The sequence below is a fragment of the Cerasicoccus arenae genome (assembly GCF_014651635.1).
In the GTDB taxonomy this organism is placed as follows: Bacteria; Verrucomicrobiota; Verrucomicrobiia; order Opitutales; family Cerasicoccaceae; genus Cerasicoccus; species Cerasicoccus arenae.
In genome coordinates, this window is record NZ_BMXG01000025.1 from 1 (window position 1) to 26,955 (window position 26,955).

21 protein-coding genes and 1 tRNA gene are annotated in these 26,955 nt (G+C 52.3%); 5 read left to right on the forward strand and 17 right to left on the reverse strand.

Translation table 11 applies throughout. From position 1 onward, the window contains the following. Positions 1 to 30: 30 nt before the first annotated feature. Positions 31 to 936, forward strand: coding sequence for an archaetidylserine decarboxylase (asd, locus tag IE065_RS15680; protein ID WP_189516794.1), 906 nt, complete (start codon positions 31 to 33; stop codon positions 934 to 936). A gap of 49 nt (positions 937 to 985) precedes the next feature. Here the strand turns inward: asd and IE065_RS15685 are convergent, their stop codons facing one another. The 3 genes from IE065_RS15685 to thrS all read right to left on the reverse strand — a co-directional run bounded on the left by IE065_RS15685 (position 986) and on the right by thrS (position 4,209). Further along, positions 986 to 1,924 carry an ADP-ribosylglycohydrolase family protein gene (locus IE065_RS15685; RefSeq protein WP_189516796.1) on the reverse strand — a complete coding sequence of 313 codons (939 nt, stop codon included), beginning with the start codon at positions 1,922 to 1,924 and terminating at the stop codon, positions 986 to 988. Positions 1,925 to 2,002: 78 nt separating this feature from the next. Further along, the gene (locus IE065_RS15690) at positions 2,003 to 2,290 is read right to left on the reverse strand and encodes a hypothetical protein (RefSeq protein ID WP_189516798.1); all 288 of its coding nucleotides are present in this window, start codon (positions 2,288 to 2,290) and stop codon (positions 2,003 to 2,005) included. Then, positions 2,287 to 4,209: a threonine--tRNA ligase gene (gene thrS / locus IE065_RS15695; protein WP_189516800.1), complete on the reverse strand. Its 1,923-nt coding sequence runs from the start codon at positions 4,207 to 4,209 to the stop codon at positions 2,287 to 2,289. The genes IE065_RS15690 and thrS overlap by 4 nt, the downstream gene beginning before the upstream one ends. Positions 4,210 to 4,371: 162 nt before the next feature. Between thrS and IE065_RS15700 the strand changes: the two genes are divergently transcribed. Beyond that, a complete protein-coding gene (locus IE065_RS15700; protein ID WP_189516802.1) occupies positions 4,372 to 5,046 on the forward strand; it encodes a DUF3313 family protein in 675 nt (224 codons plus the stop codon). Positions 5,047 to 5,165: 119 nt separating this feature from the next. On the opposite strand, the gene IE065_RS15705 is transcribed toward IE065_RS15700, so the two are convergent. From IE065_RS15705 to IE065_RS15765, 13 genes are all read right to left on the reverse strand, one after another. Then, positions 5,166 to 12,002 carry a LamG-like jellyroll fold domain-containing protein gene (locus IE065_RS15705; RefSeq protein ID WP_189516804.1) on the reverse strand — a complete coding sequence of 2,279 codons (6,837 nt, stop codon included), beginning with the start codon at positions 12,000 to 12,002 and terminating at the stop codon, positions 5,166 to 5,168. A gap of 522 nt (positions 12,003 to 12,524) precedes the next feature. Beyond that, positions 12,525 to 12,609 (reverse strand) — tRNA-Leu (locus IE065_RS15710). A 166-nt stretch (positions 12,610 to 12,775) separates the two neighbouring features. Then, positions 12,776 to 13,999: an ABC transporter permease gene (locus IE065_RS15715; protein ID WP_189516805.1), complete on the reverse strand. Its 1,224-nt coding sequence runs from the start codon at positions 13,997 to 13,999 to the stop codon at positions 12,776 to 12,778. After that, on the reverse strand, positions 13,996 to 14,685 hold the full coding sequence (locus IE065_RS15720; protein ID WP_189516807.1) for an ABC transporter ATP-binding protein: 690 nt from the start codon (positions 14,683 to 14,685) through the stop codon (positions 13,996 to 13,998). The genes IE065_RS15715 and IE065_RS15720 overlap by 4 nt, the downstream gene beginning before the upstream one ends. A gap of 29 nt (positions 14,686 to 14,714) precedes the next feature. Continuing rightward, complete coding sequence (locus IE065_RS15725; RefSeq protein WP_189516823.1) at positions 14,715 to 15,803, reverse strand: efflux RND transporter periplasmic adaptor subunit; 1,089 nt, start codon at positions 15,801 to 15,803, stop codon at positions 14,715 to 14,717. Further along, positions 15,800 to 17,683, reverse strand: coding sequence for a TolC family protein (locus IE065_RS15730; protein ID WP_189516825.1), 1,884 nt, complete (start codon positions 17,681 to 17,683; stop codon positions 15,800 to 15,802). Before IE065_RS15730 ends, IE065_RS15725 begins: the two co-directional genes overlap by 4 nt. A 256-nt stretch (positions 17,684 to 17,939) precedes the next feature. Then, positions 17,940 to 18,230, reverse strand: coding sequence for a VOC family protein (locus IE065_RS15735; protein ID WP_229792140.1), 291 nt, complete (start codon positions 18,228 to 18,230; stop codon positions 17,940 to 17,942). Next, positions 18,208 to 18,735: a hypothetical protein gene (locus IE065_RS15740; protein ID WP_189516907.1), complete on the reverse strand. Its 528-nt coding sequence runs from the start codon at positions 18,733 to 18,735 to the stop codon at positions 18,208 to 18,210. Before IE065_RS15740 ends, IE065_RS15735 begins: the two co-directional genes overlap by 23 nt. A 25-nt stretch (positions 18,736 to 18,760) precedes the next feature. After that, positions 18,761 to 19,384: an HD domain-containing protein gene (locus IE065_RS15745; RefSeq protein WP_189516829.1), complete on the reverse strand. Its 624-nt coding sequence runs from the start codon at positions 19,382 to 19,384 to the stop codon at positions 18,761 to 18,763. A gap of 69 nt (positions 19,385 to 19,453) precedes the next feature. Beyond that, on the reverse strand, positions 19,454 to 19,783 hold the full coding sequence (locus IE065_RS15750; protein ID WP_189516831.1) for a hypothetical protein: 330 nt from the start codon (positions 19,781 to 19,783) through the stop codon (positions 19,454 to 19,456). Positions 19,784 to 19,851: 68 nt separating this feature from the next. After that, entirely contained in the window at positions 19,852 to 20,382 is a 531-nt protein-coding gene (locus IE065_RS15755; protein ID WP_189516833.1) for a hypothetical protein, read from the reverse strand. A 64-nt stretch (positions 20,383 to 20,446) separates the two neighbouring features. Further along, the gene (locus IE065_RS15760) at positions 20,447 to 20,896 is read right to left on the reverse strand and encodes a DUF6389 family protein (RefSeq protein ID WP_189516835.1); all 450 of its coding nucleotides are present in this window, start codon (positions 20,894 to 20,896) and stop codon (positions 20,447 to 20,449) included. A 680-nt stretch (positions 20,897 to 21,576) separates the two neighbouring features. Beyond that, complete coding sequence (locus tag IE065_RS15765) at positions 21,577 to 22,368, reverse strand: aspartyl/asparaginyl beta-hydroxylase domain-containing protein (RefSeq protein ID WP_189516837.1); 792 nt, start codon at positions 22,366 to 22,368, stop codon at positions 21,577 to 21,579. A gap of 130 nt (positions 22,369 to 22,498) precedes the next feature. On the opposite strand from IE065_RS15765, the gene IE065_RS15770 reads away from it, so the two are divergent. Both IE065_RS15770 and IE065_RS15775 read left to right on the forward strand, forming a co-directional pair. After that, on the forward strand, positions 22,499 to 24,058 hold the full coding sequence (locus IE065_RS15770) for an exosortase/archaeosortase family protein (RefSeq protein ID WP_189516839.1): 1,560 nt from the start codon (positions 22,499 to 22,501) through the stop codon (positions 24,056 to 24,058). 29 nt (positions 24,059 to 24,087) lie between these two features. Further along, entirely contained in the window at positions 24,088 to 24,561 is a 474-nt protein-coding gene (locus IE065_RS15775; protein ID WP_189516841.1) for a hypothetical protein, read from the forward strand. Positions 24,562 to 24,636: 75 nt separating this feature from the next. Here the strand turns inward: IE065_RS15775 and IE065_RS15780 are convergent, their stop codons facing one another. Next, entirely contained in the window at positions 24,637 to 25,659 is a 1,023-nt protein-coding gene (locus tag IE065_RS15780) for a uracil-DNA glycosylase (protein WP_229792141.1), read from the reverse strand. A 164-nt stretch (positions 25,660 to 25,823) separates the two neighbouring features. Here IE065_RS15780 and dnaG point away from each other — a divergent pair, with 164 nt between their 5' ends. After that, positions 25,824 to 26,939, forward strand: coding sequence for a DNA primase (gene dnaG / locus IE065_RS15785; protein WP_189516843.1), 1,116 nt, complete (start codon positions 25,824 to 25,826; stop codon positions 26,937 to 26,939). Positions 26,940 to 26,955: the final 16 nt, after the last annotated feature.

The following is a 26,955-nucleotide window of genomic DNA, read 5'->3' on the forward strand; positions in this document are numbered from 1 at the left end:
CCAACCCCATAACCCTCCCCCCCCTCACTCATGGAACCCATCCAATATTTCAATCGCTACACCGGCCAAATCGAGACCGAGCAAGTTTTCGGCGAACAATGGCTAGCCTGGGCCTACGGCACGCCGCTAGGCCGGCTGACCGTAGAACTCGCCGCCAAGCGCGTGTGGTTCTCCCGTTGGTATGGCTGGAAAATGAGCCGCCGAACCAGCGCAAGCCGCGTATTCCCGTTCATCAAGCAATATGGCTTGGACATCGCAGAGTTCCGCAAGCCGCCGGACTATTTTGCGAGTTTCAACGACTTCTTTACCCGCCAACTCAAAGACGAGGCGCGCCCCATCGACAACGATCCCGCCAGCGTGGTCTTCCCCGCCGATGGCAGGCATTTGGGCTGGGCGGACTCCTCGGCGGTCAACCAAGTATTCGTCAAGGGCCAGTCCTTCGACTTAGACGCCCTGCTCGGCGACTCAGCACTGGCCTCAAAATTCCGCGGCGGCGCTCTAGTGCTCTCCCGCTTGTGCCCGACCGATTATCACCGTTTTCATTTCCCGGCTGAAGGCGTGCCTGACGCCCCCCGCCAAAGCCCACGTACCATCCCCGGCCCCCTGTATTCCGTCAACCCCGTGGCCCTCCGCCAGCGCATCGAAATCTTTTGGACCAACCGCCGCGTGGTAACAATCCACCACAGCGAGAACCACGGAGACATTGCCTTGATCGAAGTCGGCGCAACCTGCGTGGGCTCTATCCAGCAAACACATGTCCCCGGCCAATGGACGGCCAAAGGCGGCGAAAAAGGTTATTTTGCCTTTGGTGGCTCCAGCACAATCACGCTTTTCGAGCCGGGAAAGATCGTTCTGGATGAAGACTTACGGGCCCATACCGCAGCCGGACGCGAGCTTTACGCCCGCATGGGCGACCGGATGGGCCAATCTGCCTAGTGCCCACGGAACCGCCAACCTTGCCAAGAAATGTATGGCCGAATGGGACTTACTTACCCGCCATTTCGCGAGAGGCCGTGTAAAGCCGTTCCGCCAGCCGGATGATTTTCTTCCGGTAGACAATCGTGTCGCGCCAGGCATCAGGAATCCCACCAATGCCATAGTATGCCCCCGCCAGCTGGCCATAGACGGCAGCGGTGGTATCGGCATCCTCACCCAAGTTAACCGCAGCTAACGCACCATCGGCGAAATTGTTTGTGCTAGCAAAGGCCCACATCGCGGCTTCAAGACAGGCAACGACCTCCCCCCTCCCCCGTATGGCCGGAGGGGCTTTATCCCAATAAGAACCTCTGGCAACCGACTCAATCTCGCCAGTCAAGGGCTGGCTCAACCAGCTACCGCGCACTGGTGAATAACCAGGCATCAGCAACTCTTCCTTACTCACGCCCTGAACGGCACCCACAATGAGCGCGCCAAAATAACGACAAGCGTCGATGCAAAGCCTCGTGGCATGCGTCAAGCGACTGCTCTCACCAGACATCAAAAGCGCCTCCTTAGGCTGCTCCATATAATAGAGCGGTACCGGTGCCAAACGCATCAGGGAACCATTGCTAGAGCTGGCCTCCGAGGTCAGTCCAGCAAAGGGAGCACCTTCGGCCTCATAATATTCGATCGCCGCACGAGTAGTCGCACCAATGCCAAACGCCGCCTCACGGCAGCTCCAATAGCCCGCCCGCCACCACTGGCGAATGCGGTCCATAGCGTCAGGTGCGTCAAAGCCGTTACGAGCCACAAGGCTCTCGGCCAAGCACATCGCTAACGAAGTGTCATCCGTCCATTCTCCGGGCTCGATCTGGTGAAAACCGCCCCCGGAAAAGTTGCTTACTTTTGGAAACATGCCCGGCGCGAGTCCTTCCACCGGTGCCCCAAGCGCGTCCCCAATGGCCAAGCCCAACAGACTGCCGTAGTAACGTTCGAGTGGATCCATCCCTTCCGCCATACCCACACTGTAAGCTAAGTCAGTGCCAATTCAAGAACGGAAAATCCGCCCCCCCTGAGCAAACCACTACGTTTTCGGCATTTCACACAGTTCGGCTGAGCCGCCATGCACGAGAACCGGATGTTGCTTGAGCAAATCTACGATTTGCTGCTTATTCTCGGCATCAAAACGCATGTAACCGACAATGTGATCGGAGGACGGAGCCGAGGGCTCCCCTAGCATACAGCGTTCCCCAATAGCGCTACCACCATTGAACAATCCACTTGCTCGAGCCGCGCAAAAAAAGGTTTCCCATTCCTCCGCAGTCGATTGTGTTTTCGCGTTTCCGTGGATGAACAGGATATATTGTTTCATAGCGAATTCCCCTCTGCCAACGCTTTAGCAGCTATCTTTGATTTAAGTGTGGCAATGGCTTCGTCCACTGAAACCGTGCCTTCAATACCCTTGCCAATGCGAGAGCGGATCGAGACATTTCCAGCTTCGGCCTCCTTCTCGCCACAAACGAGCATGACTGGAACGTGGTCCATCTCGGCACGACGGATCTTGGCACCGAACTTTTCGTCATGGCGGTCAATACTAGCCCGAATACCTGCGTCTTTGAGCTTGGCCAAAAGATCGTTGGCGTAATCGGCTGTCTTGTCCGAGATCGGTAACACACGGACCTGCTCCGGCGAAAGCCAGAGCGGAAAATTGCCCGCAAAGTGTTCGATCAGCACGCCGCAGAAGCGTTCCATCGAGCCGAAAGGAGCGCGGTGGATCATCACTGGGTGGTGCGGCTGATTATCTGCGCCGATGTAGGACAGGTCAAAGCGGACAGGCAGCACATAGTCGATCTGCACGGTGCCGAGTTGCCATTCGCGGCCAATGACGTCCTTGACCACGAAGTCGATCTTCGGACCGTAGAAAGCCGCCTCTCCAGGCTCCTCGGTGAATGGTACGCCAAGGGTGCTGGCGGCACGGCGACAGGCATCTTCTGCCTTATCCCATTTTTCGGCGTCGCCGGTAAACTTGCTGCTATCAGGATCACGCAGCCCAACGCGTACGCGGTAGTCATGCATGCCAAGCGTGGTAAGCACCGTTTTGACGAGAGACAGGCAGCCCATCACCTCGTCGCTGACTTGATCCTCGGTGCAAAAAATGTGGGCGTCGTCCTGGGTGAAACCGCGCACGCGGGTCATCCCGTTTAATTCACCAGACTGCTCCCAGCGATAAACGGTGCCAAATTCCGCCAAACGTAACGGCAGATCACGATACGAGTGCTGCTGAGAGGCAAAAATCTTGATATGGTGCGGACAGTTCATCGGCTTCAGCATGAAACCATCCAGAAGCTTGGTCGGGTCCATCGTGCGTTCGATGCCGATAGTTTCGCGGCCAGTGCGGCGATTGATTTCCTCCGCAAAATGCGGGGAAACGGCTTCCAGCCGCGCCGTCAGTTCGGCGCAGGAGCATCCCTCGTGTGCAATGCGTTCGAGGGCATCTGGCTCAGCGATGGCGGGGAATTGCGATTCCTTATAATACGGAAAATGGCCCGAAGTTTTGTAAAGCGCGAGCTTGCCGATGTGCGGTGTGAAAACCTGATCGTAGCCCTGTTTACGGAGTTCGTCGCCAATGAACGTCTGGAGTTCTTGCCGGATAATGGAGCCTTTGGGTGTCCAAAGGATCAAGCCTTGGCCGACGTCTTCATCGATAACAAATAGTTTCAGATCTCGACCGATCTTGCGGTGATCACGGGCCTTTGCCTGCTCAAGCGCGTCAAGGTATTGCTCCAATTCTTCCTTGTTGGGGAATGCTGTGCCGTAAATGCGCTGAAGCTGCTTATTCTTCTCGTTACCACGATGGTAGGCACCAGCAATACTCAGTAGCTTGAAGGCCTTAATCTTCTTCGTGTAATTGACATGGGAGCCGGCACACAGGTCAATGAACTCACCGTTGCGGTAAAACGAAATCGCATCACCCTCGGGAATGTCTGCGAGACGGCCGAGCTTGTAGCGCTCCTGCCCACAGCCTTTGATAATTTCCACGGCCTCGTCGCGGGTGACTTCCTGACGCTCGAAACGCTGGTTTTCCTTGATGACGCTTTTCATCTCGGCCTCGATCTTTTCGAGGTCTTCAGCGCTCAACTTCTGGTCGAGGTCGAGGTCGTAATAAAAACCGTTATCTGTGGGTGGCCCGATGTCGAGCTTGGCCTCGGGAAAGAGGCGCAGTACTGCGGTCGCCAGCACGTGAGACGCACTGTGCCGCAACTCTTCGAGCGGAGTCATCTGGGCTTTCATGGGATTTACTTCGTTTGAGCTTTCAGAAAAAGCAGAGGATAACAATGGATTCCGCTGTCGCTGTCAACCTGTGTCCACCCCATTACGGCACCTAAATTGCTACTTTCCGCATTTGACGCGGCGTTTTGTGCCGTTACCATGTGGCGTAATCTCCTGCCATTTATGAAAGTTCATTATTTCGCAACAGCCCTAATCGGCGCAATCTGTATTTCGGGTTGCACACAGCAACACGATGACCCGGCGCTAGCCGGATTCCACTCAACAATGCTAGGTGACGCTGGCGTGTTCTCAATCAAGGACGCTGATGCCCTAAAGGGCTACGATTCGATTTATATCAAATCGGTGACGGCAAATCCCTCCGCTGGAGCACGTAATTTGGATCCCAGTGAGATTGCGGCCTTGGAATATGCTCTGCAAGGTGCGATCAAAAGCCACATCGGCGGAGCCCTACCCATCGTAGAATCACCAAGTGTAAACAGCCTGAGTTTGGTGGCGACAATCAATGAAGTCGAAGGACTGTCTCCACTTAACGGTGCCACCATCACGGCCAATAACCTTGCAGATAACGCTAATCATTATGGAGCCGGTGCAGCAGCAGGCATAGGAACCTTTGACAGCCAAATCTCCGGCTCAACCTTGCGAGTCAGCCGTATCCAAGTGAAAATAGAACTACTTGGCTCCAATGGGGAAATGCTCGCAGTGTTCTCTGACAGCAATTTCGGCAGTGATATCGAATACAGTGCCAGCGGTATAACCAACTGGTCGCGGGTATCGGACGCATTTAACCGCTGGTGCAACGAACTTGGCAGCCAGTTAGCTAATGCGACAGCTAAATAGATTATTCAGCCACGATATCTTAAGTCTCCGCTTATCAAAAAAACCGCAATGCATCGTGCATTGCGGTTTTTTTATAAATAGAAGGAATTACGGGGTCGGACCGAATTTCCGATTCGGCATTACTCCTCAGTAACTCCGCGAATAATCTGCCATTTGTAGAATGATTGCCCCTCACCAATCGGCAATATGCGCTCGACTGGAACTCCCGACGGAGACCAATTTTCAAGGTCCTGACTCTGCCATAGTTGAATGCTCACTTCGACTTCAGTGCCGTTAGCATTGAAAATCGATTCGGCACCGAATCCACCCAGAGCATCGCGGGTGTATAGGCCCCACTCGGATTGTGCGTCATGGCTATTGATCAACGCGGCAATCAAGCTATCTCGTAAATCGTTATTAGGGCTGAGAGGATCTAAGCCGTGATCGACTTCAACTCCGTCGTCGAACAGGTCACCATCCGTGTCAGCCAGCAACGGGTTCGTTTGCTCAGCTTGCTCTTCAATGTTCGTGAGACCATCGTTATCGGGGTCATCACTCGCAGAGTAATCCAAGGAACCAAAACGTTCTAATTCCCAGCTATCGGACAGCCCATCCTTATCAGTATCGATGATATTCATCGCGATTGCGAAATCGCCCTGATAGTCGAGTCGAGCCCACACCTGATTACTATCCACATCCACACCCCAAGAGCCGACTGGGTCAGAGGCCAAAGGAGCGCGTAGCAATGGATCTGTGGCAGCAGTTCCGAGAATCGCCTTGGTTGCATTCAGCCAATTACCTGGATCAGCATCGCCAGTATCTTCGTCTAAGAAAGCAACAATCGTCAGGGCCTCCTCAATTGCAGGAGACATAGCGCCGTCGTCGTAATCAAGAACCAGTGTGTATGCGTCGCAACGGTTGCGACCCGGTGTTTCACGCATACCATTCAAGCTCACGATATCAGAGACGATATCCCGACCATCGGCAGCATACCAATCATCACGTTTCCACCAACCAGTTGTGATGTTGCGATACTGACCAAACGAAGTCGAACCGTAAGAATGCGTCGTCGCATCACTGTTAACACCGTCAATGACTCGGACACTTGTTCCGAGGAAACCTTCCACTTCCGGCGCGCTATCCATGATGTTGCGATCATTGTAATTTTCACCCGATGCAACAGTGAACTGTAAGCCATTACGCGAGTAGGTGTAGGCGTCCCAGACCGACCAGTCATTGAATGTTCCATTACCATCAGTGTCCGGCGACATGTATGTCTCAACACTTACAAACGGCCCATTGATCGTCACCAGCAAATAGGCGATCGGACGTCCGGCAATCGTCGTACTGTCGATCAGGCAATTAATATGCTGATCTTCGACAGGGCTACGGCTCAGTGCGTAGAATTTTTCCGACGCCGAACCGCAAGTGAAGTTGAACATATAAGGCTTGTTGCTATCGCTCAAGTTGATCGCCATCGAGCGGTCATAGATGTGATTATGCCCACTGAACCAACCATCAATTTCATATTGTTTGCCCGCTTCGATATACGGCTCTGAGCCTCCAGAAACGAACTCGCTCATCGCTGGGTGAAGGGCTGAAGCAAACAAACCGGAGTGTGAAAATCCGAAGATATGCGCACTTGGATTCGTGCTACGAATCTCAGCGAATTTTTCAGCAACCCAGTTGGAATAATTCTCAGCTGCACCACCGTTCCATTGGTCAACCGCGACGAAGAAGGTGTCATGACCAGCATCGTAGACATAGCAGAAGTTGCTATTATTCGGCGAAGATTCACTACCACCCGGGACGTCACTCGGATCAATGACCGCCCCATCACCTGAGAACAGGTATGGAAACGCTGCCGCCCAAGCCGACACATTGCTGGAAGTATGCTGATAGGCGTTGGAGTCATGATTGCCACGCACTGGATAATATCCAATGCCATTCTCGGCCAATGGATTGACGAGCAAAGCCTTCAAGTCTTCCAACTGAGCAAACTTCGTATCGCCATTGGAACTGTTACCATCCGTGATATCACCCACATGAATGATGAACTTCGGCGCATGTGCGATAAACTGTGCAGCGATCGCACTGGCTTCATCGACTGGCACCCCGTTCGTGCTTCCCTGTGTGTCAGGAATAACACCGAAGACCAACGCTTCGTCATTACCAGGCATCGAAGCGCGCGCTAGTTCAGCAGGCTCATCAACAAAGATATGTAACTCCGCCGTTGTCCGCCCATCGTCGTTATCAGTAACGGCGACGATAAATACGTTTAAGCCGACGTCTGTCACTCCAGGCGTGCCACTCAACGATCCATCAGGATCAATGGTCAGCCAGTCCGAGCCACTAACCTTACTGAAGAACATCTCATCACCGTCGGCATCACTAGCTTGATCCGCAATCGAAGCCGCGTAGGCGTCACCTGAACGACCATCCGGTGCGTCGATTTCCTGATTATTGAAGATCGGTGCATTTGGATCGAGCAGCGAAACAAGGTTCAAGAACAGGTCAAAACCAAGGTCTGAGCTCGTGCCATCGCGATTATGAATTTCCACTGCAAGAACGTTGTCACCCACGACCAGATAGTCAGGCTCAACCGTAAACTCATAGAAGTTGCTTTCCGCAGAACCAGAAATAATTTCAGAGGAGAATGTCTGATAATCAATCGCACCTGCTGGCATATTATCCCGAATGACTTCTTGGCCGTTCAGATAAACGATAACACCGTCATCCCGCAGAATACCGAAATCAAGCGACTTCACCGCATCAATATCCGCCACGTCAAAATGTGTGCGGAAGTAATAGGTAATGTGCTTATTCTGGTCATCTGAACCGTAGCTAAGAACGGTTTCTTCATCGCCGTCGCCAAAGCCCAACTGAGCCGCTCCGGTTGCCCAAGCAGAATCATCAAACGCAACTGCGCTCCATGCCGTCCCTTGGTCCGAACCATCATCAAGATATTTCCAATCATAGCCTGCAGCAATCACTTCTTCGCTGATCGTGGGTTGATTCGAATCCTCGTTAATAACTGTCAAGCTCAGGTCAAAGCTTAGGTCTGAACTCGAAGCGCTACCGTTGTGCAATTCGACCGCAATCACGTTTGTCCCTACGAGTAGTTGATCCAGTGAAACGGAGAATTCAAAATACGTTTCTTCCTCAGAGCCACTAATCGCATTCGAAGCATAGGTCTGATAGCCAACCGCACCGCTTGGCATATTGTCGCGAATGACTTCTTGGCCGTTGAGGTAGATCACGACGCCATCATCACGCAGGACTTCGAAGAACAGCGATTCAATGCCTTCCAGCGAATCAACTTCAAACGTTTTGCGCAAGTAGGTCGTGACATACTTATTGCCAGAATCCGGACCATAGCTAATGACAGTCGTTTCATCACCATCTCCATAACCTAATTGTGCGGCACCGACACTCCAGCCACTGTCGTCGAAATCAACATCCAACCAACCCGTGGAATCCTGATTGGAGCCGTCATCGAGATAAGCCCAAGTATCTCCCTTTTCGATTACGGTCCCCAACGGTTCGCTGATTGAATCTCCGCTGGCATACGCCGTAATGTGATCAGGAGAAACGCTGCTGGCAAAAACACGTAGCTCATCGATGAGGCCATTGAATCCGTAGTCCGAGCTAGCGGTCATATTACCAATCCGGAATGGACGGTCGGTGCTCAGAGTGCTTTGCAGCGTTTCGATTGTAACTGCAGTGCTAGCGACCTTTTCACCATTAACATAAAGTGCAACTTCTTCGCCAGGAACAAAAACACCAGCCACATGCACCCAGCCATCCGTAGTTCCAACTGAACGTGTTGTCAGATTGACCGTGTCAGTCGCCGTGTAACCCGATCCACCAGAAGAAACTTGGAAGCTTAATTGGTGAGATCCTGAAGTCGTCGTTTTAAGCACGTATTGATCATTACTTGGACCACCAGATTCATCGATACCGGCAATAACTCCGTAGTTGCTCACCCCTACCGGCTTAACCCAGGCCATAACCGTCACCGCGCCAGTAATGTTTAAAAGCCCGGGTGTTCCCGCAACGACTTCATCACCAGAAAATCCAGTAAACTGAAGCGCATTATTTAGCTTACCGGTTGTCCAACTGGTCGAACCTAAGATAGTGCCAGTGAGACCGTTGCCAGAATAATCGCCAGTTTCGCTGCCGGCACCTTCGTCAAATGGCCAGTAAGCGACCAAACCAGGTGCCTCTCCCTCGATCGCATCTGCTTCACCGGAAGTCGCCGAAGATGTGACCGACCAACCAGTCTGCCGACTGGATGCGACTCCTGCAATTCGGTAAGTGTAGGTCGAGTTGGGAACTAGAGACGTGTCCGTATAAGTTGTTACGTCGCCCGCTAGGCTGCCAGTTACCAATTGAAATTCGCCGCTATCGCCATAGCGACGTTCTAATACCAAGCGATCAAACACTTGACCATCCAGGTTCCAAGTCAGCACGATTTCGTTGCCTTCGCCAGTAGTCGAATTCAGGTCAATGATCTGGCCTGTAAGGAAGCCAAGCTCGACCGAAACCACTGCGGACCAATCCGAAGCATTTTCCGAATCATCCAACGCACGAATCCGATAAAGATATTCCACACCGCTAACAGCATCAGTATCGATATAGCTAACTTGGTCCGCAGTTAATATCGCAACAGTCTCATAGCTGGTATTCTCACCAACGGTACGCTTTTCCAGCTCAAGTTCGGTGACATCCAAATCTGCGATTACATCCCAACTCAGGCTAACGCCCACTCCACCATCAATTGCAGCTAGACCAGTTGGCGTATCCAGGCGAACCAAAGACTCGGTGGGAAAATAAAGCGTGCGGCTCGGCTCCCGGCCTTCACCTTTGACTTCAATGCGGTCTGTCCAGATTTCAATCTCGGCGTAAGCGGTGGTATCCGCAGTTTCCACCATGCCTTCAAGATTGATGTAGTGAACACCAGCATTTTCACCGTATGCACCGCCATGGTTATGACCATTCATCCATGCACGAACATTTGGATAATCGGCGATCAGATCAATTAATACGCCAGCTTGTGGGCTTATGTGTGCTGTGCCAGGAGGGTAAACCGGATAATGACTGAAAAGGATAACGGATTCGTTATTCGCTAAGGCCAAGTCTAGCCCATCGCGCAACCAAGCCAGTTGCTCATCACTGTGAATGCCGTAGCCAGCATCATTGCCGTCCAACACAAAGAAGCGCCAACCATCGATCGCATAATCATAATAATTCGATGGAATCTTCATCACCTCGACAACTTCCGCCAGCGTATGACTACCAATCGACAAGTCATGATTACCCACCACATGATAGGCCGTATGAATGATGTCATCCCAAATGTCCATCATCACAGTATAGCTATTGAAATCGTCATCGATAAAGTCGCCCAGACAAATGACGAACTCAAGGTCACGGGCATTAAAATCAGTCACCATTACAGGTAGTTTCTGCAAGCTGTTGCGATAGTAACGCGATCCAGCCGTAGCAGCATCCTTGTATTGTGGATCGGCCACCGCACCAAATGAAAATAGGTATTCGCCCTCGACGACTACATCGCTGTCAGCCAGCTCCTTCAATGCATCTGTGGTAAGCGCTGATCCGTAAACACGCACATCATCGATAGCTCCGTTGAAACCAAATTCCCCGTCACTGGTCATATTACCAATGCGAAACGGAATGCTCTCGCTCAATGTACTCTGTAGCTCAGTCATCTCCGTAACAGTCTGAGCGACCTGCACGCCATTTACATAGATGGTTACCGACTCACCGGGAGAAAATACACCAGCTACATGAATCCAACCATCAACATCGGCGGAAGCGCGATCAACAATTGAGATCGAATCAGTGGCAGTTACGCCGACTCCACCAGCACCAGTCGCTTGAAAGCTCAAGTAGCTAGTGCCCGATGCAGTCGTCTTAAGCACATACTGATCATTCGCTGCACCACCCGACTTATCGATCCCTGCAATGACACCATAGTTACTCATGCCAGCCGGATGAACCCAGGCAGCAACTGTAACTGCACCTGTGAGGTTTAGTTCCGGCTGCGCACCGACCACAACTTCGCTTTCGCTATCTGGAGCAGTTTGTATGGCACCTCCATCGAGGCCTTCAGTCCATGTCGCATTGCCCTGAAGCGTTCCCACGATGCCATTGACAGAGTCTGTCGCAGTCGTGCCTTCTCCTTCATTAAAATTCCAAAATGCGACTAAGTCATCACCGCTCACTTCAGCACCCGCAAATTCGGCGATCGCGTTCGCTTCAACGGCCTCATTAAAGATGCGTATCTCATCCAGCGCACCATTAAAACCGTAGTCGAAACTGCTCGTCATGTTGCCAATGCGAAACGGGATACTCTCGCTCAACGTGCTTTGTAATTCCGTCATTGATGTCGCCGTCCGCGCAATCTCTTCGCCATTGATGTAAATAATGACTGCCTCACCGGGCGAGAAGACGCCAGCAACGTGAATCCAGCCATCATCATCGGCTGCAGCTCGGGCCACAATCGACTGATTATCAGTAGCAGTTACACCCACGCCACCAACACCAGTTGCTTGAAAGCTCAAGTAACTGGAACCCGCAGCAGTGGTCTTCAAAACAAATTGGTCATTCGCCGCACCACCAGATTTATCAATGCCAGCAATGATGCCGTAATTACTAGCTCCAGCAGGTTTGACCCAACCCATTACGGTCACCGCACCAGTGATGTTCAACGCACCGGGATTACCCACCAGAACCTGGCTATCAACATCCCTCACAGTCTGGATTGCCGAACCGTCCCAGCCCGCCACCCAAGTAGCGTTGCCTTGTAGGTCACCGATTAATCCATCAATGGAATCTGTCGCAGTTATGCCGCTGCCCTCATTGAAATCCCAATGAGCGACTTGATCCGCATAACCGGTTATCGAGAATGCGCTAAGACAAGCGCAGAGAAGTGGAATCGTTTTAAGCTTCATTTAATTATCCGTTGCCGCACTTCAAACCAACCAACAAAAATCCATTAAATAATGGGGTTTTGCCAATTGACCCGAGGAAGTGAAAAGAGGAACCAACGAAAAAAGCTTTCAACAGATTGAGTCAATGTACGTGACCTGAGCTTAACGAAGAAGGCGATTTTGTCACCCATGTCACTGCAACGCCACCTCCACGCCTCCATAGCGTAACGTAAGACGCCTCCTCAACTTGACCAGACAGGGAAATCCGACGGAAAACGCCAATATAAGCTAGCTTGTGACAGGAATGAAGAAAACGTAACTTATCGACTAGAAACACACCATTGATCAAAGTCACCCATCAAGCATTACCCGTTCATAAACGTGAGGCCCTGCTATTCACCCCGTCCATATTTGCATTTTCAAATCAGATTCGGCAATTTTGTTAGATTCAGTTCACTCGAACTGCATCTGTTTGCATTTTGATTACTGCAAGCATGTCCATGCCTTATTTGCTAGTAATTGACTTTTAATGCCTTGATCGAGTGGTACCCAGGGTGGGGGTCGAACCCACACTCCTCTCGGAAACGGATTTTGAATCCGTCGCGTCTGCCAATTCCGCCACCTGGGCCCTCGTGGAATATTGGAAAATGTATTGGTCTTGGCTGCTTGTAAAGCAACTTTATTCATACGTTTTTCAACGCCACCCTCCCCTATTACTCGATCACCCTGCTCGACCGCACTAATCGGAATTGAAAAACGCGCCCTAAGGCACCGAAGGATCGCTCGGAAAAGCCTTACTCGTAGCGCAGGGCGTCGATTACTGGCAGACGAGCGGCCTTAATCGCTGGGAATACGCCTGAGCAAAAGCCAACGATCATGCTAAACAGGAAGCCCCAGCCCATCGCTTTGGCCGACAGCGCAACATGCCCGGTGTCCTCCGGCATCACGCTACGCAGCAGCTCGACCAGCCCCACGCTCGCGATTATTCCGAGCAGCCCACCAATAACGCTGATCACCAGCGCCTCTGCCACGAACTGGATGAAAATGTCGCCCCCGCGCGCACCCACTGCTTTGCGGATGCCAATCTCGCGGATGCGCTCTGAAATCGATGCGAGCATAACGTTCGCAATCCCAATGCCCCCCACCAACAACGTAATCGCGGCAACCCCGCCCAGCGAGTAAACGAATGAGCGCTCAAGCTTCTGAAACTCCTCCAGCTCCTCAGTTCGTGTTTCCACGGCAAAGTCCTTGATGCCTCGATGCGTGACCAGCAAGGTGCGCTCGATCTGGTCAGTAAGCACCGGGATGTCCTCCATTCTTTCAGCTTGAAGACCCAAGTCTTGGATCGTGTCGTCGTCCGGTTCCGCGAAGTAATGAATCGCTGTGGATATCGGAATAAACGCCACCCGTGATCGCGACCAAGAGCCGGTATCGTCTGGTTCCAACACACCAATGACGGTGAAGACGATACCCCGAGTGCTCACTGTTTTCCCCAGCGCATCTGCCGCATTGCCAAACAGAGTGCGGGCATTGCGGTTGGCTAACACGATCACGCGGTTTCGTTGCTCAACATCCCAATCCGAGATCAATCGTCCACCCGGCAAAGTGGAAAATCGCTCGATTTCAAAAGTTTCAGGGGTTGTCCCACGCATACGAACCCACTCGCGCTTAGTGTCACTTTGCAGGCGACTCCAGTCGACGTTTTTTTCCGCTGATACACGACGCGCACTGGGCACCGCAGCCTGCAATGCGTAATAATCTTTCATCGTACGCTTGGGGGAGCGGTGGGCAATGGCCTCCTGCTCCATGGGTGGCTCAGCGCGCTCAATCTCCAGCTTTTCAATGCCGCCCGTGCCCTCAAATGTTTTGCGAAAGCCCGACATCATACCTTCGACGACACCCACCATAGCCACCAGCGCCGCAACGCCCAGGATGATGCCAATCATCGACAGTAGACTACGAAACTTGTGCGTGCCGATCTCTCGAACACCATGGATAATTGCACTACCAATAATCATTCGGAATGCCCTCCCTCTTCCGTTCCAACCAAGTGGCCGTCGCGCACAAGAATGATTGACCGTGCATGCTGGGCAACTTCCAAGTCATGCGTCACAATAATCAGCGTCTGCCCTTCGTCCACCAAGGCGTCAAAAAGCTCCATCACGCGCTCCACATTTTTGGTGTCGAGATTCCCCGTCGGCTCGTCCGCCAGAATCAACTTGGGCTGGTTTACCAGAGCACGCGCAATGGCAACACGCTGACGCTCGCCGCCGGAGAGTTGGCCTGGTCGGTGCTCGATACGATGGCTCATACCCACGCGGTCCAGTGCCTCACGTGCCAGGTCATTCGCATTGCGTGCTTGGCGGGCATAGTCCAACGGTAGCCGGACGTTTTCCAGTACGCTCAGTCGCGGCAGCAGATTGAACGTTTGAAAAACAAAGCCCAAACGGTTCGCACGATACCAAGCGCGCTTAGACGGGCTAAGCCGCGAAACATCGTCTCCATCGAACAGCATCGTACCCGAGGTGGGAAAATCCATGAAGCCCAGCAAATGCATGAGCGTGGACTTGCCCGAGCCGGACGGCCCCAGCACCGCCGCATAAGAACCCGCCTCAATGTCCAGCGTAACACCATCGAGCGCCTTCACGGTTTCGTCGCCCATGCGGTAATGCTTGCGAATTTCTTGGAGTTCAATGAGGGCCATGATCGAGCGAGGTGCAGTGCGAAATGAGATTAAGAATCCGCCGACGGGCCAATGCCTTCGGGGAGTGTGAGGCTGACAACGTCGCCCTTATCCAGACCAGACTTTACCTCCACGTGATGCACGTCGCTGAGGCCCGTTTCGACACTGACTTTTTCCCACTGGCCTTCTCCCTTTTTCTTATAAGCCACAAAGCCTTCCTTCGATTTAAAGAGCGCCGTCGGGATCACCACGGTAACGTCGTGCACCTCGGCAATGGGCAGCGTGACCGTCGCACTGATGCCGGGCCGGATGCGTTCGTCGCCCGCTTCAAACGTCACCAGCACACGGAAAATACGTTCGTTGCCCTCGCTCTCGGCATAGCTGAATATCTGCGACACAACGCCGGTAAACTCCTCCTCCGGCAAAGCGTCAAAGGTGATCCGCGCCGCCATGTCTGGCTTGATTTTATTAATGTCCAACTCGTTCACTTTGGTGCGAACGTGAAGCTTCAGTAGGTCATTAATCGTCATCAGCGTAGTGCCTTGGTTAACCGATGTGGCACCCGTGATGACCTGCCCGGGGTTTAGGTCAAAGTTGCCCACCACGCCTTCATGCGGGGCGCGAATGGTGGTCTTGGCCAAATTCTCACTGGCTTTATCCAAACGAGCCTGGCGGACATCCAGCTCGATTTTCATCAACCCAAGTTCCGTTTTGGAATCGAGGAAATCCTTTTCATTGGTGAAGTTTTTCGCGCGCAAATCTTCCAGCCGTGCATAATCGCGTTGCGCTTGTTCGAGCCGCAGTGCCTGAGCTTCGTAGAGACGCTTGGCTTCTTCCAACTCGGTCAAACGCTCCGTTTTCTCTAACTCCAAAAGCACCTGCCCGCTCGCGACTTTTTCTCCGTCCTTGATGTGGATCGTTTCAATGCGCCCCGTGATTTCGGAACGCACTTCGGTGGAGATGACGGGCTCGACGTAACCACCCGCCGTGACGACATCTTCGATCGAGCCAATATCGACTTCGGAAGTCTGAGGCGGCTTCGGGCGCGACTTGGTGGATTCGTTTTCCAAGCGGCTCCAGGTCCACCAGCCTCCGGCGATGAGGAGGCCAATGATGATAATTGTGGGCAGGTGTTTCATTCGTATGTCTCCTCTGGTCCTAAATAAGTTTCAATAAGCGCATTGGGCGTCGCACCGTAATCGGCGGGCAGTTCCGCTGGATCAGCGTTAAAGCGTTGAAAATCGGGGGCAGGCCAAAGTTCTTCCTCGAGCGCAGCAATCGGGTCGGGAGAGGTCTGGGTGTCATCGTCCACCTCGTCCCAAGTGAAGCCGTGCCGCGCTAGCAGACGACCATCCAAGCGGGCCAGCAAAACAACCGCTTCGCGCAGGTCGTAGAGTGCGGACAGGTGGCGGAGCTTGGCGTCGTCAAAGTCACGCTGGGCTTCCAGCACATTGCGGAAATTAGAAAGCCCGGCGTCATAACGCGCACGCTCTTGCTCGAAGCTCTCCGCATTGAGCCGCAGCGAGGCGCGGGTGGTTGCCAGACGCTCGCGGCCAGATGCAATTGAGCGCCAAGCCAGACGCAGCCGACGCAACAGCTCTTGCTGGATTTCTGCGAGTTGGGTTTCCGCTCGATAAATTGAGCGAACGGATGAGCGTAGGCGCGCTTCCTCGGCCCGCATGCCCCAAGGCAAGCTCAGCTCCAGCCCCACATTCCAATCGTAACCCCGCGTCTCAAACGCGCTCTGGTAGGCGACCGTTGCGTTGGACTCACGGCCCAGAATCCCTGCCCCCGCGTAGACATCGAGATCCGGCAGCGTGTTGTTCGTGGCGACCACGCGGTCGACTTCCAACTGGCCAATCAGCTCCAGTTGAATCTGGCTTTCCATGTCACTGGCCAAGGCACCCGTTACGCTCTCCCGAAAAGGCGGGAGCAGCGGGTCATTTTCAGGAAGCGGCTCCACATCGAGCGGCTGAAGCGTTTCGGAATAGAGAATGCCCAACACCGAGCGCAAACGATCTTCCGCATTGTCAGCGGTTTCCTGGGACAAGATGACTTCCTCACTGCGAGCAGCAAGTGAGGCCTCCGCCTGGAGGACGTCCAGCCGGGTCGCCAAGCCAACGCGTTCGCGCTCAATATTTTCCTCCAGCAAGGATTTAGCGAGCCGGAGATTGGAAATGAAAAGCGCCTGACGCTGCCGGGCGGCAGCCAAATTCCAATAAGCAATTTCGACATTTGCAATGAGATCCAGCACTTCGCGGCGAACCGTCAGCCGACTGGAACGCAGACCAATCTGCGCCCGCGTGACCGCAGCCAAATTAACCGCCTCTCCGAAGCCCGCCAGCAGCGGTTGCCGCACCTCAAAGCCCAGGCGAGACGAAAAGTCCGGGTTGAGCAGCGCATTGGTCGAGTTCGTGGTGCCACGATTAAGTCGCGTTTCCAGCGCCACTTCAGTGCCCGTGGTAAAACGTTTGCCCACACCAAGATTAAACTGCTGGTCCGCATTGATCGCACGCCCAGAAGCAACACCCGCCAGTGAGGTAGACGGCGGTGAGGCATTTTCGCCCGCCGTGAGCGATGCGCTAAGGTTTGGATCAAAGGCTGCTTCCGCCACGGTAATGTTGTCCTGAGCCAGCCCAGGCGAATAGCGTGTAATGCTCAGGCCAAGGTTCTTGGCCAACGCCACGTCAATGGACTCGCGCAACGACATCTGCATCGGGGCAATATCGGCGTCGATATCCATGACCAGCGGGCTATTGCGCACCAACTCCAGAATATCCAGATCGGCCGACAACCCCTCAATAAACGAAGGCCCCGACGGCGAAGACGCATTCCACGCATCCAGAGCGGCCCGCCCCGGCTCGACTGCCTCATCACTCGCCGAGACCTCAGTCTGCATGGGTGATGCAGGAATGGTAGCCGGGCTCTGCGGGTCATCCGCCTGCGCGGTTAGGGCCACGAAAGCGCCAAGCATCCACCAAAGGGGCTGGAAACGGCCAAACAAGCTAGAATGAAACATTATGGGGAAATTGATCAAAGCCTTCAAAAACAATGCACGTATCACTAGATCGCCAGCCAATTCACCATATTTTTAATCGAACCCTTTGACTAGCTAACCGCAGGCTGACAAATTCGCTCTCCCACCACCTTGGTCGAAAACAAGTGCGCCCCCCCAACAAACATCCATTTCACTTAAATTTCCCATATTGAACAATGTAAGACGGTGATTAAAGGAATGAGCGCTGCAAACGAATTGATCCACGTCTTTGTTCCGCTTACTCGCTCCAGAAAAATCCAATAATATTCCCGTCGGGGTCAGAAATATAAAACTCCTTCCCATAGGGCATCTTTCTTAATGGCTGAATCACATCGATGTTTTTGCGGCAAATCTCATTATAAACCTCTTCGATATCGAGAACCCCAAAGGTAATATTCAGGTGTTCATTGGCTCTCATAAAAGCCCTGACACTCTCTGGAACACTGCCTGTTTTCAGGTGGATGGAGTGCCCATTACAGTTGATGCCAGCGTAGAAGTCTTGATATTTAAAATTCAGTGAAAAACCCAACTCTTCCGTATAAAAACGTATCGCTTGGTCGAGGTCTGAAACCAAGAATTGCGGGCTCATGCAATCTAGCTTTTTGACAGTTTCCTTTTTCATATTTTCGATGTAGAATGTTTGAAGTGTGGCACGGCGACAGAGAAGCAATGAGCTTCTTAAGGATCTTCAAGTCTTTCGGGGCGATTTGATAAACATCTACCACAGCTTTGGAAAGCACTCCGATCTCACCGCTTTTGATGTCAAGTAGCCAGCGATCTGAGAAGCTAACTTTATGAGTCGAGTTCTTTAAATGGGTGGAGGTGTCGCCCACACGTTTGGAACGAAGAAAAATATCCTGTATCGTCTTGATCTCCTTTGGGTCGTCGAACTCCTGAACAACAACAAACTGGTCATCCCATATCTTAACTGCGGGGGACTTGGGATGCAGAACAACCGCCGGACCCGCAATGCAAGCAGCGGCAAATGCAATGAGTAGCAGCGCAAAGACGAACGGTTTAAGAATGCTCTTCATTTTATTCGGCGAACGTCGAGGATGATCACGTAGAGGAGCGCAGCGACTCGGAGTTGATCACTCCGTCTTGATCTGATTTTGAAGGTAGCCATCCGCTTTTTCGGGCTGCGTCCATAATCTGCAAGGCATAAATCCAGAGCTCTTCGGAGCCGTCTTTGATTGTCTGATTCCTCTCAAACGCCTGCTCGTAGTATACTTGATTCTCAGTCCAAGACCTTCCTTCTCCATTATGATTCTGAATTAAGGGAAGGATTCGATCAAAAGCATTTACAAATAACGCTTCTTTGGTGGATCTATGTTCAAACTCCTGCCAAAGCTCAAGGTAAGTCTGAGACAGAGGGCTCGGGAGTATTCCGAAGATTCGCTTGGCTGCGGAGAGTTCTTTTTCATATTTTCCACTCTGGTCAGCATAGCAAAAGGTATCCCCTGCATCGATCTCTACAACGTCATGGATCAAGGCCATCTGAATCGCGCGGAAAACATCTAGCTCTGTATCAACAAGAGGAGCGATTGTCATGACGGCCATAGCTAGGCTCCAGCTGTGTTCCGCTGAATTCTCTTTTCGATTCAAGCCAATTGGATAACTCCGCCGATCAACAGCTTTGAGCTTTTCCAACTCATTGAGGAAGTTGATTCCGTCTGTAATCATTTCATTTTCAGATCGTCAAAGTGTGGCATGGAGTGAGGCACGAACGGAATTGTCCACTACTGCCTGGATCTACGCATCATTTGGTCGGTTGTTTGTGGTTGATCGAGCTCCTCTGTATTTTTCAATTTCTGAGTTCACTAAGAATGGCCAGATGATGAATCCGAGTCCACCGAAGAAGGTGAATGCAATAGCAAGCGTTAGGTTCCTCTTTGCATAGCCTGAACTGATTGATTCTTTTGCCGCCAGATACATTGCGGTGAAAGTCGCGATAATCATACAGAGAAGGATCACCGCTAGAGTGACTCCAGAAATTATCTCTTCTTCTTTAACGTAATGTCCAACGAATAGCATGATCCAAGTGCTCTTATATAGCGTCATCATTGCTTTCTGCTTATTCATTTTGTTTGTAGAACGCTAAGAGTAGCTGACCGTCATGGAGCGCCGAAAGGCGCGGAATGAAGGGTCAGCTATCTCGTTTTGTTCTCAATCATTCTTTTGAGGTTACTAATTTCTTTAATAATGGCCTCCTTGCCATCGATGAGATAGTCACCTTCTTCATCCATATATATCAAATCGAAATTTGGATTTTTGGAAAAGCTACATTGGTGAACATGCTCGTAAGCATCCCTTAGCGCTTGGAGGGCGGCAACTCGAAAACGGAGTTTCAAGTCGGAATATACTTCAAGGGCATTTTCTCCATATTCAATTGATGCGATTTGATCAGAGATTTCACGGATCATTTCGACACAGGCATTCTTAGGGATGGCTTCATCGAGACAACGGAGTGACCAATCGGCCATCCATTTCTGATTATCTCTATTCCTGTGTGTCTCAGTGTTTGCACTGATGTAAACCAATCCTTCTTCAATTCCCCCTTCAACGCCAAATGCACAGATAATCCGATCCGAATATTCGCTTTCGATCCAGCAAAAACACTTATGGCAAATTGCGTTTGTAATTTCCTGGAAACGGAACCAGTCAATGTCCGAAAGTTTCATTTTCTTTGAGAACGTAGAGCTCTGGCGACGGCGCGTTAGCGACGTTGCCCAGTAGCGACTTGTTCTACCTTTTTAGTTTGATTGGCTTGAGTGTCCCGTATCCATCAGGATTCAAGATTGTGATAGGGATATTCACTTTTGATAGGTCTGTGTGCTTTAATTCTTTTTCGAGCCAGCTGGAGGCGGTATCAACTAATGTATCGGCTGAATCAAAATCGAGATCAAAAGGGTCAAGCAAAGGCATAGGAGGTTCAACCTTTCCTTCGACGATCTTGGTCTCAAAGAGATCTGCTTTATCTTTTATTTCTTTGTTCAGGATGTAGAGGTCTGGTCCGTCCAGTGAGATTCGAATGTCTAGGAATCCTTCGCCGTCCTGATCAGTGAAAACACAAACCGCAATCGACTTCGCTTTTTCTGGTATGGCCCCAAGCGCATCATGGAACTTCTCCTTTATGTCCTGAGAGCTGGAGTCGAGGACTTGAGTGACTTGTGAGATGTATTCTTCTTTTTCCATTTCTCTCGTAGAACAGGTTAGTATACGCGCACGATGCGATTGTTGCAGGATTTGTCACTGGTTGGTTCAAAACTCATTGAGGCTGATTCAATCAGTGTGGAAGTGCCTTATCAATATCAATTTGCGGTACGAGGTGACCAATTCAGTGGCGCTTGAGGGGGATTGTGGTGATGAGGCAGCTTTTGGCCGAAAACCTCGCAATACACAGGGCTACTGGGCGATTTGAGCTTAGTGTATATCAAAAACAGCCATCCTAACCGGCGAGATTTGGTCTCAATCCAATGGAGGGCTTCGGGCCGATTTGGATGTTAACTGAATTTCCGCGCGAATGTTGAGTGGCTGCGGCAATCGCGGTAATTGGCAACCATCCGGTTGCGCTTCGCGATTTTACGGCGATTTTGACGCGTTCGCCCGAGCAAAACTTTGCTGTAGTTTCCATTTTTTGGCGAAAATAGGCTCAAATGGGGCATAAAAGTATCAGTTTTAAAAAAGGCCAAAAATCCGCCAAATCCCGTCAATCCCTGATTAATGCTAGCCCACAGCCGATTTAACCATCAAAAAAGACAAAGCCCCCCCCCTCGCGAAATTCATCGCAAAAAATTGAGTGCCCGAAAATTTATTTTTTAGGAGGCAACTGTGTGGTTAAAAACCATAACTCACACGATCCGGCTGAAATAAAACTATCGACCAGCGCCGACTTTTTCCGGTGCTTCCTTTTTCTTCTTGTTGGCGTAGAATTTCTTCTCCCACTCCTTCTGGTTCTTGTTCGCCTCTTTGAGATAGGGCGTGTGCTTGGCCAAGTTGATTACCAGCGAGTTAAGCCAGTGCCCAAAGCCGCGCTCAGGGCGTTGGAAGTCGACAAAAAGCACCACGCGGACGCCGGGCGTGTCGTTCCAGACCTCATGGTCAAAGGAGTCGTCAAAAATCACGCCCTTGCCCTCAGACCAGGAGTAAAATTCATCATGCACCCGAATGCGGCACTGCTCACGCGGCTCCGGCACGACCAGCCCCAAATGATACCTCAACACGCCATTGTAGGGCCCTCGGTGCGCCGGTATATGCTTCCCCTCAGACAAGATAGAAAACATGGCAGTCTTCATGCCCGGAATCTTCCCCAGCGCTTTGATAGTCTCAGGACAGCGGCGACGGTTCTCATCACATTCGATGCCATACCCAGCCAGAAAGAACGTCTTCCAGTGGCTATCCGTCGTTATGGTTTCGACTTCTTTGGTGATTTCATGAAAGCTTGGCAAATCCTCTCTATCCTTGAGCACATCTTCGAGCTCAAGGCGGATTTTCTTCCAATCTTTTTCAATTTCCTCGGCCCAAGGGAATAAGGAATTATCATAAATGGGCGGATTACCCACCTTAGAAAATTGAATATTACGTGCCTCAACCCAGTCGATCAAGGCATCAAAGATCTTGTCGAAGGTGCTGCGGTTCTGCTTGAGGGGAGCTTTTTTTGGTTCCATGATAATGATCTAACAGCGTGCGCGATTTAAAGCCTGACAGTAAAGAAAACGCGCGAACAAATTTCCACACATTTTTTGCATTCTGGTCACAAGCAAGCAACGCTGAATCAAATCTTCACGAACGATTAACATGAACGCCGAACCAAAACAGTCACTAATGCAGCCTTGGACCAATCTGGCGGTGCCAACGCTATTGTGGGTGCTACTCTGGGCGGAGCTCACGCCGGAGTGGCTGCTCAACGACCAATATGGCTATGGCCTGTTCGTGCCTGTTCTTGGCGCTTATTTGATTTTTCGCCGCTGGGCGGATCGGCCCATGCCTGAACCTAGTAGCAGGAGCGCTGGCCTGCTCTGGGGGCTGTTAGCGGTAGTCATCATCCTGCTTTACCCTGCACGTATTATTTACAATGCCAATGCCGACTGGCGAGTGCTCACCTGGGTTCAGGCACTGCTCACCTTAGGGATTACGATCGGTTTCCTGAGCTATTGGGGGGGGAGGCCTTGGATTCGGCATTTCCTGCCCGCGATCATTTTCTGGCTTTTTGCAAACCCATGGGTGGTCACCATTGAAAAGCCGATTGTGACCGGGCTAATGACCATGGTCGCCAGTTGGGTCGTCGAATCGGCCAACCTGATGGGCGTCTTCGCCGAACGCAGTGGTAACGTAATCCGGCTCTCCAATGGCTTGGTGAGCGTGGAAGAGGCGTGCAGCGGCGTGCGCTCCCTGCAATCCACCTTGATGGCATCTTATTTTCTGGGCGAACTCTTACGGTTTACCTGGCCCGTGCGGGGTATGTTAATCACCGCCGCCGCCGCTTTCGCTGTCCTCTTTAATTATACACGCACGCTTATCTTGACCGTGATCACGGCCCGACAGGGGGGGGAGGCAATGGAACGCTGGCATGACCCGGCTGGCTATATGGTGTTCATAATGAGCCTCATGGCGCTGTTGTTGCTCACCGCCTTAGCCCAGTGGCTGCGCCATGACTACCGCGGGGCGATAGATGGTACGCGGCCTCCGGAAGACTACCACCCTCGCCTGCTACCAATACAGCCACTGATCTTTGCGATGGTCACAATGCTCGCAACAATTCCGGCTGCGTGGTTTTGGTATGAATGGCGTGAGCAGCCCACCCAGTTTTCTGGATGGAATCTGGACTGGGATAATGTCGACGAACAAATCCAATTCGACCCCATCAATCCGCGTATTGAGGAAGTACTCCATTACAGCGAAGGCTCCCTTGCTCGTTGGAAGGGACCAGGAAAGCTAGAGTGGATGGCGTATTTTTTACGCTGGGATAGTGCCCGTGCAGCCCAACTCGGCGGTATCCACCGGCCAGAAGCCTGTCTTCCTGCTGGTGGCTGGGAACTGGTCCGCCAAGATGATAATTTCATTTGGACTAGCCCAGAGGGCCTTGAACTGGTCTTTAACACCTATGAATTCGAAGGAAACGGCGATCACATCTATGTTTTTTACTGTCAATGGGATAAGACAAATTTCCCATACTTTGAAAAAGCAGGACGTCTCCAGCTAGACCGCCTGACCGACTCTTGGCACGGCGAGAGAAAAGACGGTAAGATCAAGCTGGAAATCTTCGTCTACAATGCACGCACCCGTGCGGAGGCGCTGAGCGCGCTCAAGGACATCCTCAAAGATTCGATTGAGCCGGAATTGAACCAATCGAGCTGAGTGGCATGCTTTTAGCTTAGGAAGTCGCCGTGTCTGCGATTGACAAAGTTGAGCGCCGTGTGCGTAGCATGTTTGACCTTTCTCACGTGATTGGCGTTTTCGTCATGGATATCGAAGGCGACACCTTCGCAAGCATGACCTATCCGGGGCTTAACGAGGCTGAGAATGCCGGTAAATACGTCCTAAAGTACTATCAAGGCAACCGCGATTCCATCGGCACAGAGAAGCTAAAATCCCACATCCGGGGCAGTTTGACCATTCATATGATCCGAGGCCGAGAAGGCGCTGTCGCTATCGCAGCCCAACGCCAAGCCAATCTGCCCGGCATTGAAATCTTAGCCAAAAAGCTGGCTGGCGATCTAACCTCAGCGGTCATGACCGCCTTGACCGATGCCGCAGTAGTCGATGAGGAGCGTGCTCCTCAAAAGGCGAAACCCAAAAGCAAGCCGCCAATACCCCTCCCAGAATTGAAGAAAAAGGAGCCAACCTCAACGAGCGCCTGAAGCTGGTTTCGTTACATCCGGTGCGTTCACACATCTAACTAAATCGACCAAAAGGCCCGCTGTCGCCGAGCCTAACTATCCCTTAAAGTAGCCCTGCTGCTTCTCCGAAATGGGTAAACCAACCTTTGCCATCGCCAGCAAAATGTCCTCCCATACTAAGCGTTTGGCGGAGTTGGCCTGATTGCGCAGCAAATAGCTTGGGTGGTAAGTAATGATCAACGGCACGCCGGAAAACTCCAGCCATTGCCCACGAACCTTGCCCATCCTGCGCTCGGGATCGAAGCCCAGTAGACCGTTGGCGGCGGTCAGCCCGAGAGCAACGATCACCTTGGGCTGCACGATCTCCAGTTGGCCGATCAAATAAGGCAGGCAGTAATTGATCTCGGCTTCGACCGGTGCCCGATTGCCAAAGGGCTTATCGTGCTCTGGCCGCCAGTTCATGATATTGCCGATGTAGGTCTGCTCGCGGCTGACCCCCATCGCAGAAATGATCTTGTTGAGTAGTTGCCCGGCCTTGCCAACAAACGGCTCACCCTGCATTTCCTCGTCCTCGCCCGGAGCTTCGCCGCAGAAGAAAATATCCGCATCGAGATTGCCCACGCCAAACACGACTTGCTTGCTCGGACGAAGGTGCTCTTGGCAAACGGGATCGCCCAAGACATGATCGCGCAGCCAGTTCCAACGCGCCTGCTTGTCTCCCTCGGGCAGCTCAAACGGCGTAGGCGACGGAATTTCTTTCACGCCGGGCGGAAGCCCCTGCCCCGCTTTGGCAGCGCCTTTTTTCGCAACTTTCTTTTTCGGAGCCGTTGACGGCGAATCTGACTGCTGGAGGAAATCCTTGATCACGTCGGCGTTCTGCTTGATACGTGGACGAAGCGAACCCCTGCTTTCAGAGGAGGCCGCCTCAAAAGCAGGTGACGTATCGCGAGCCTGATTTTCTGGCAGGGCTTCATCGGGTGCGGCAGCACGCAGCTCAGCCACCTTGGCGCGCACGGCGTCCAGCGTACCAGGTTCCAGATAAACAGCGTCCTCCCCCGCGTCTCGCCAACGCTTGAGTTCATTTACGACTGCTTCCAATTCGACGCGCATGGCATGCATTACAGGCTAAGCAACGCGGCGGGAAAAGAATGAAGTGCAGACATTCTAAATTTTATCTTCATTCACTATGCAGAAATATTCACAACCCATTGCGAATAACCTGTGCGCAAGAATCCAAGGTGCAGGCTTGGCGACGAGGTGGTATTCTGCCAGTTTTCCGGGTTATGCCACGAATTGCGCGCAGTTGCATTGAAACCATCCGCCAGCAGGTCAGTCTGGTGGACGTGGCCGGGGCATATACCCAAATGAAGCGTGCCGGGGCGCAATGGCGTGGACTCTCCCCTTTTAATACCGAAAAGACACCCAGTTTTTACGTCCATCCCGAAAAAAACGTCTTCCACGACTACTCCAGCGGCAATGCCGGCGATCTTTTCCGCTTCGTTATGCTCAAGGAGAACCTGGGCTTTAACGACGCCATCGAGTTCATCGCCAGTCGCTACAACGTCCCTCTCGAATACGACAACGACGGTGCCCCTCCTGAGCGTGCCTCGCTACGCAAAGAACTTTTCACTTTGCACGAAGTCGCGGTTGATTATTTCCATCGCGCATTCTTCGCCGATCATCCTGAGGCAGAATTCATTCGTCAGTATTGGACCGAAAAGCGCCATTTCCCGATCGAAGTTGCCCGTGAGTTCAAAATCGGCTTGGCACCCTCGAATGGCGATGGCTTCGTCAAATACATTGTAGACAAGGGCTTCTCGATGGAGGCGCTGAAGGCCTGCGGACTGCTCTACATCTTCGACAATGCGCGTGACGCCTCCCGGGCACGGGCGCGTTTCCGCGGTCGGCTAATGATCCCCATCCGTGACATTCAAGGCCGCGTCATCGCCTTTACCGCTCGCCAGACCGACCTCACGCCCGACGACGACAGCTCCAAAGAGGCCAAATACGTCAACTCGCCAGAAACTCCGATTTTCTACAAAAGCGGCGTGCTCTTCGGCCTAGACCACGCCCGCCAGCACATCGACGAATCCAAAGCCTTCGTCCTCGTCGAAGGCCAGTTGGACTGCCTACGCTGCTTCGAACAGGGTGTCCACACCGCCGTAGCACCACAGGGGACCGCGATCACCGAACAGCAACTCGGCCTCTTGCGCAAATACACGCCCAAGCTGGAAGTCCTACTCGATGGCGACCGCGCCGGTCAGAAGGGCGCGATGCGCATGCTCCCTCTCGCTTTAGCCGCTGGGTTAGAGGTCTATTTTTTGCCCTTACCAACGGGTCTGGACCCCGACGACTTACTCCGCGACGGGGGGGGGGGGGGGGCTAGACGCACTCCGTGAGAAACGCCTCACAGCG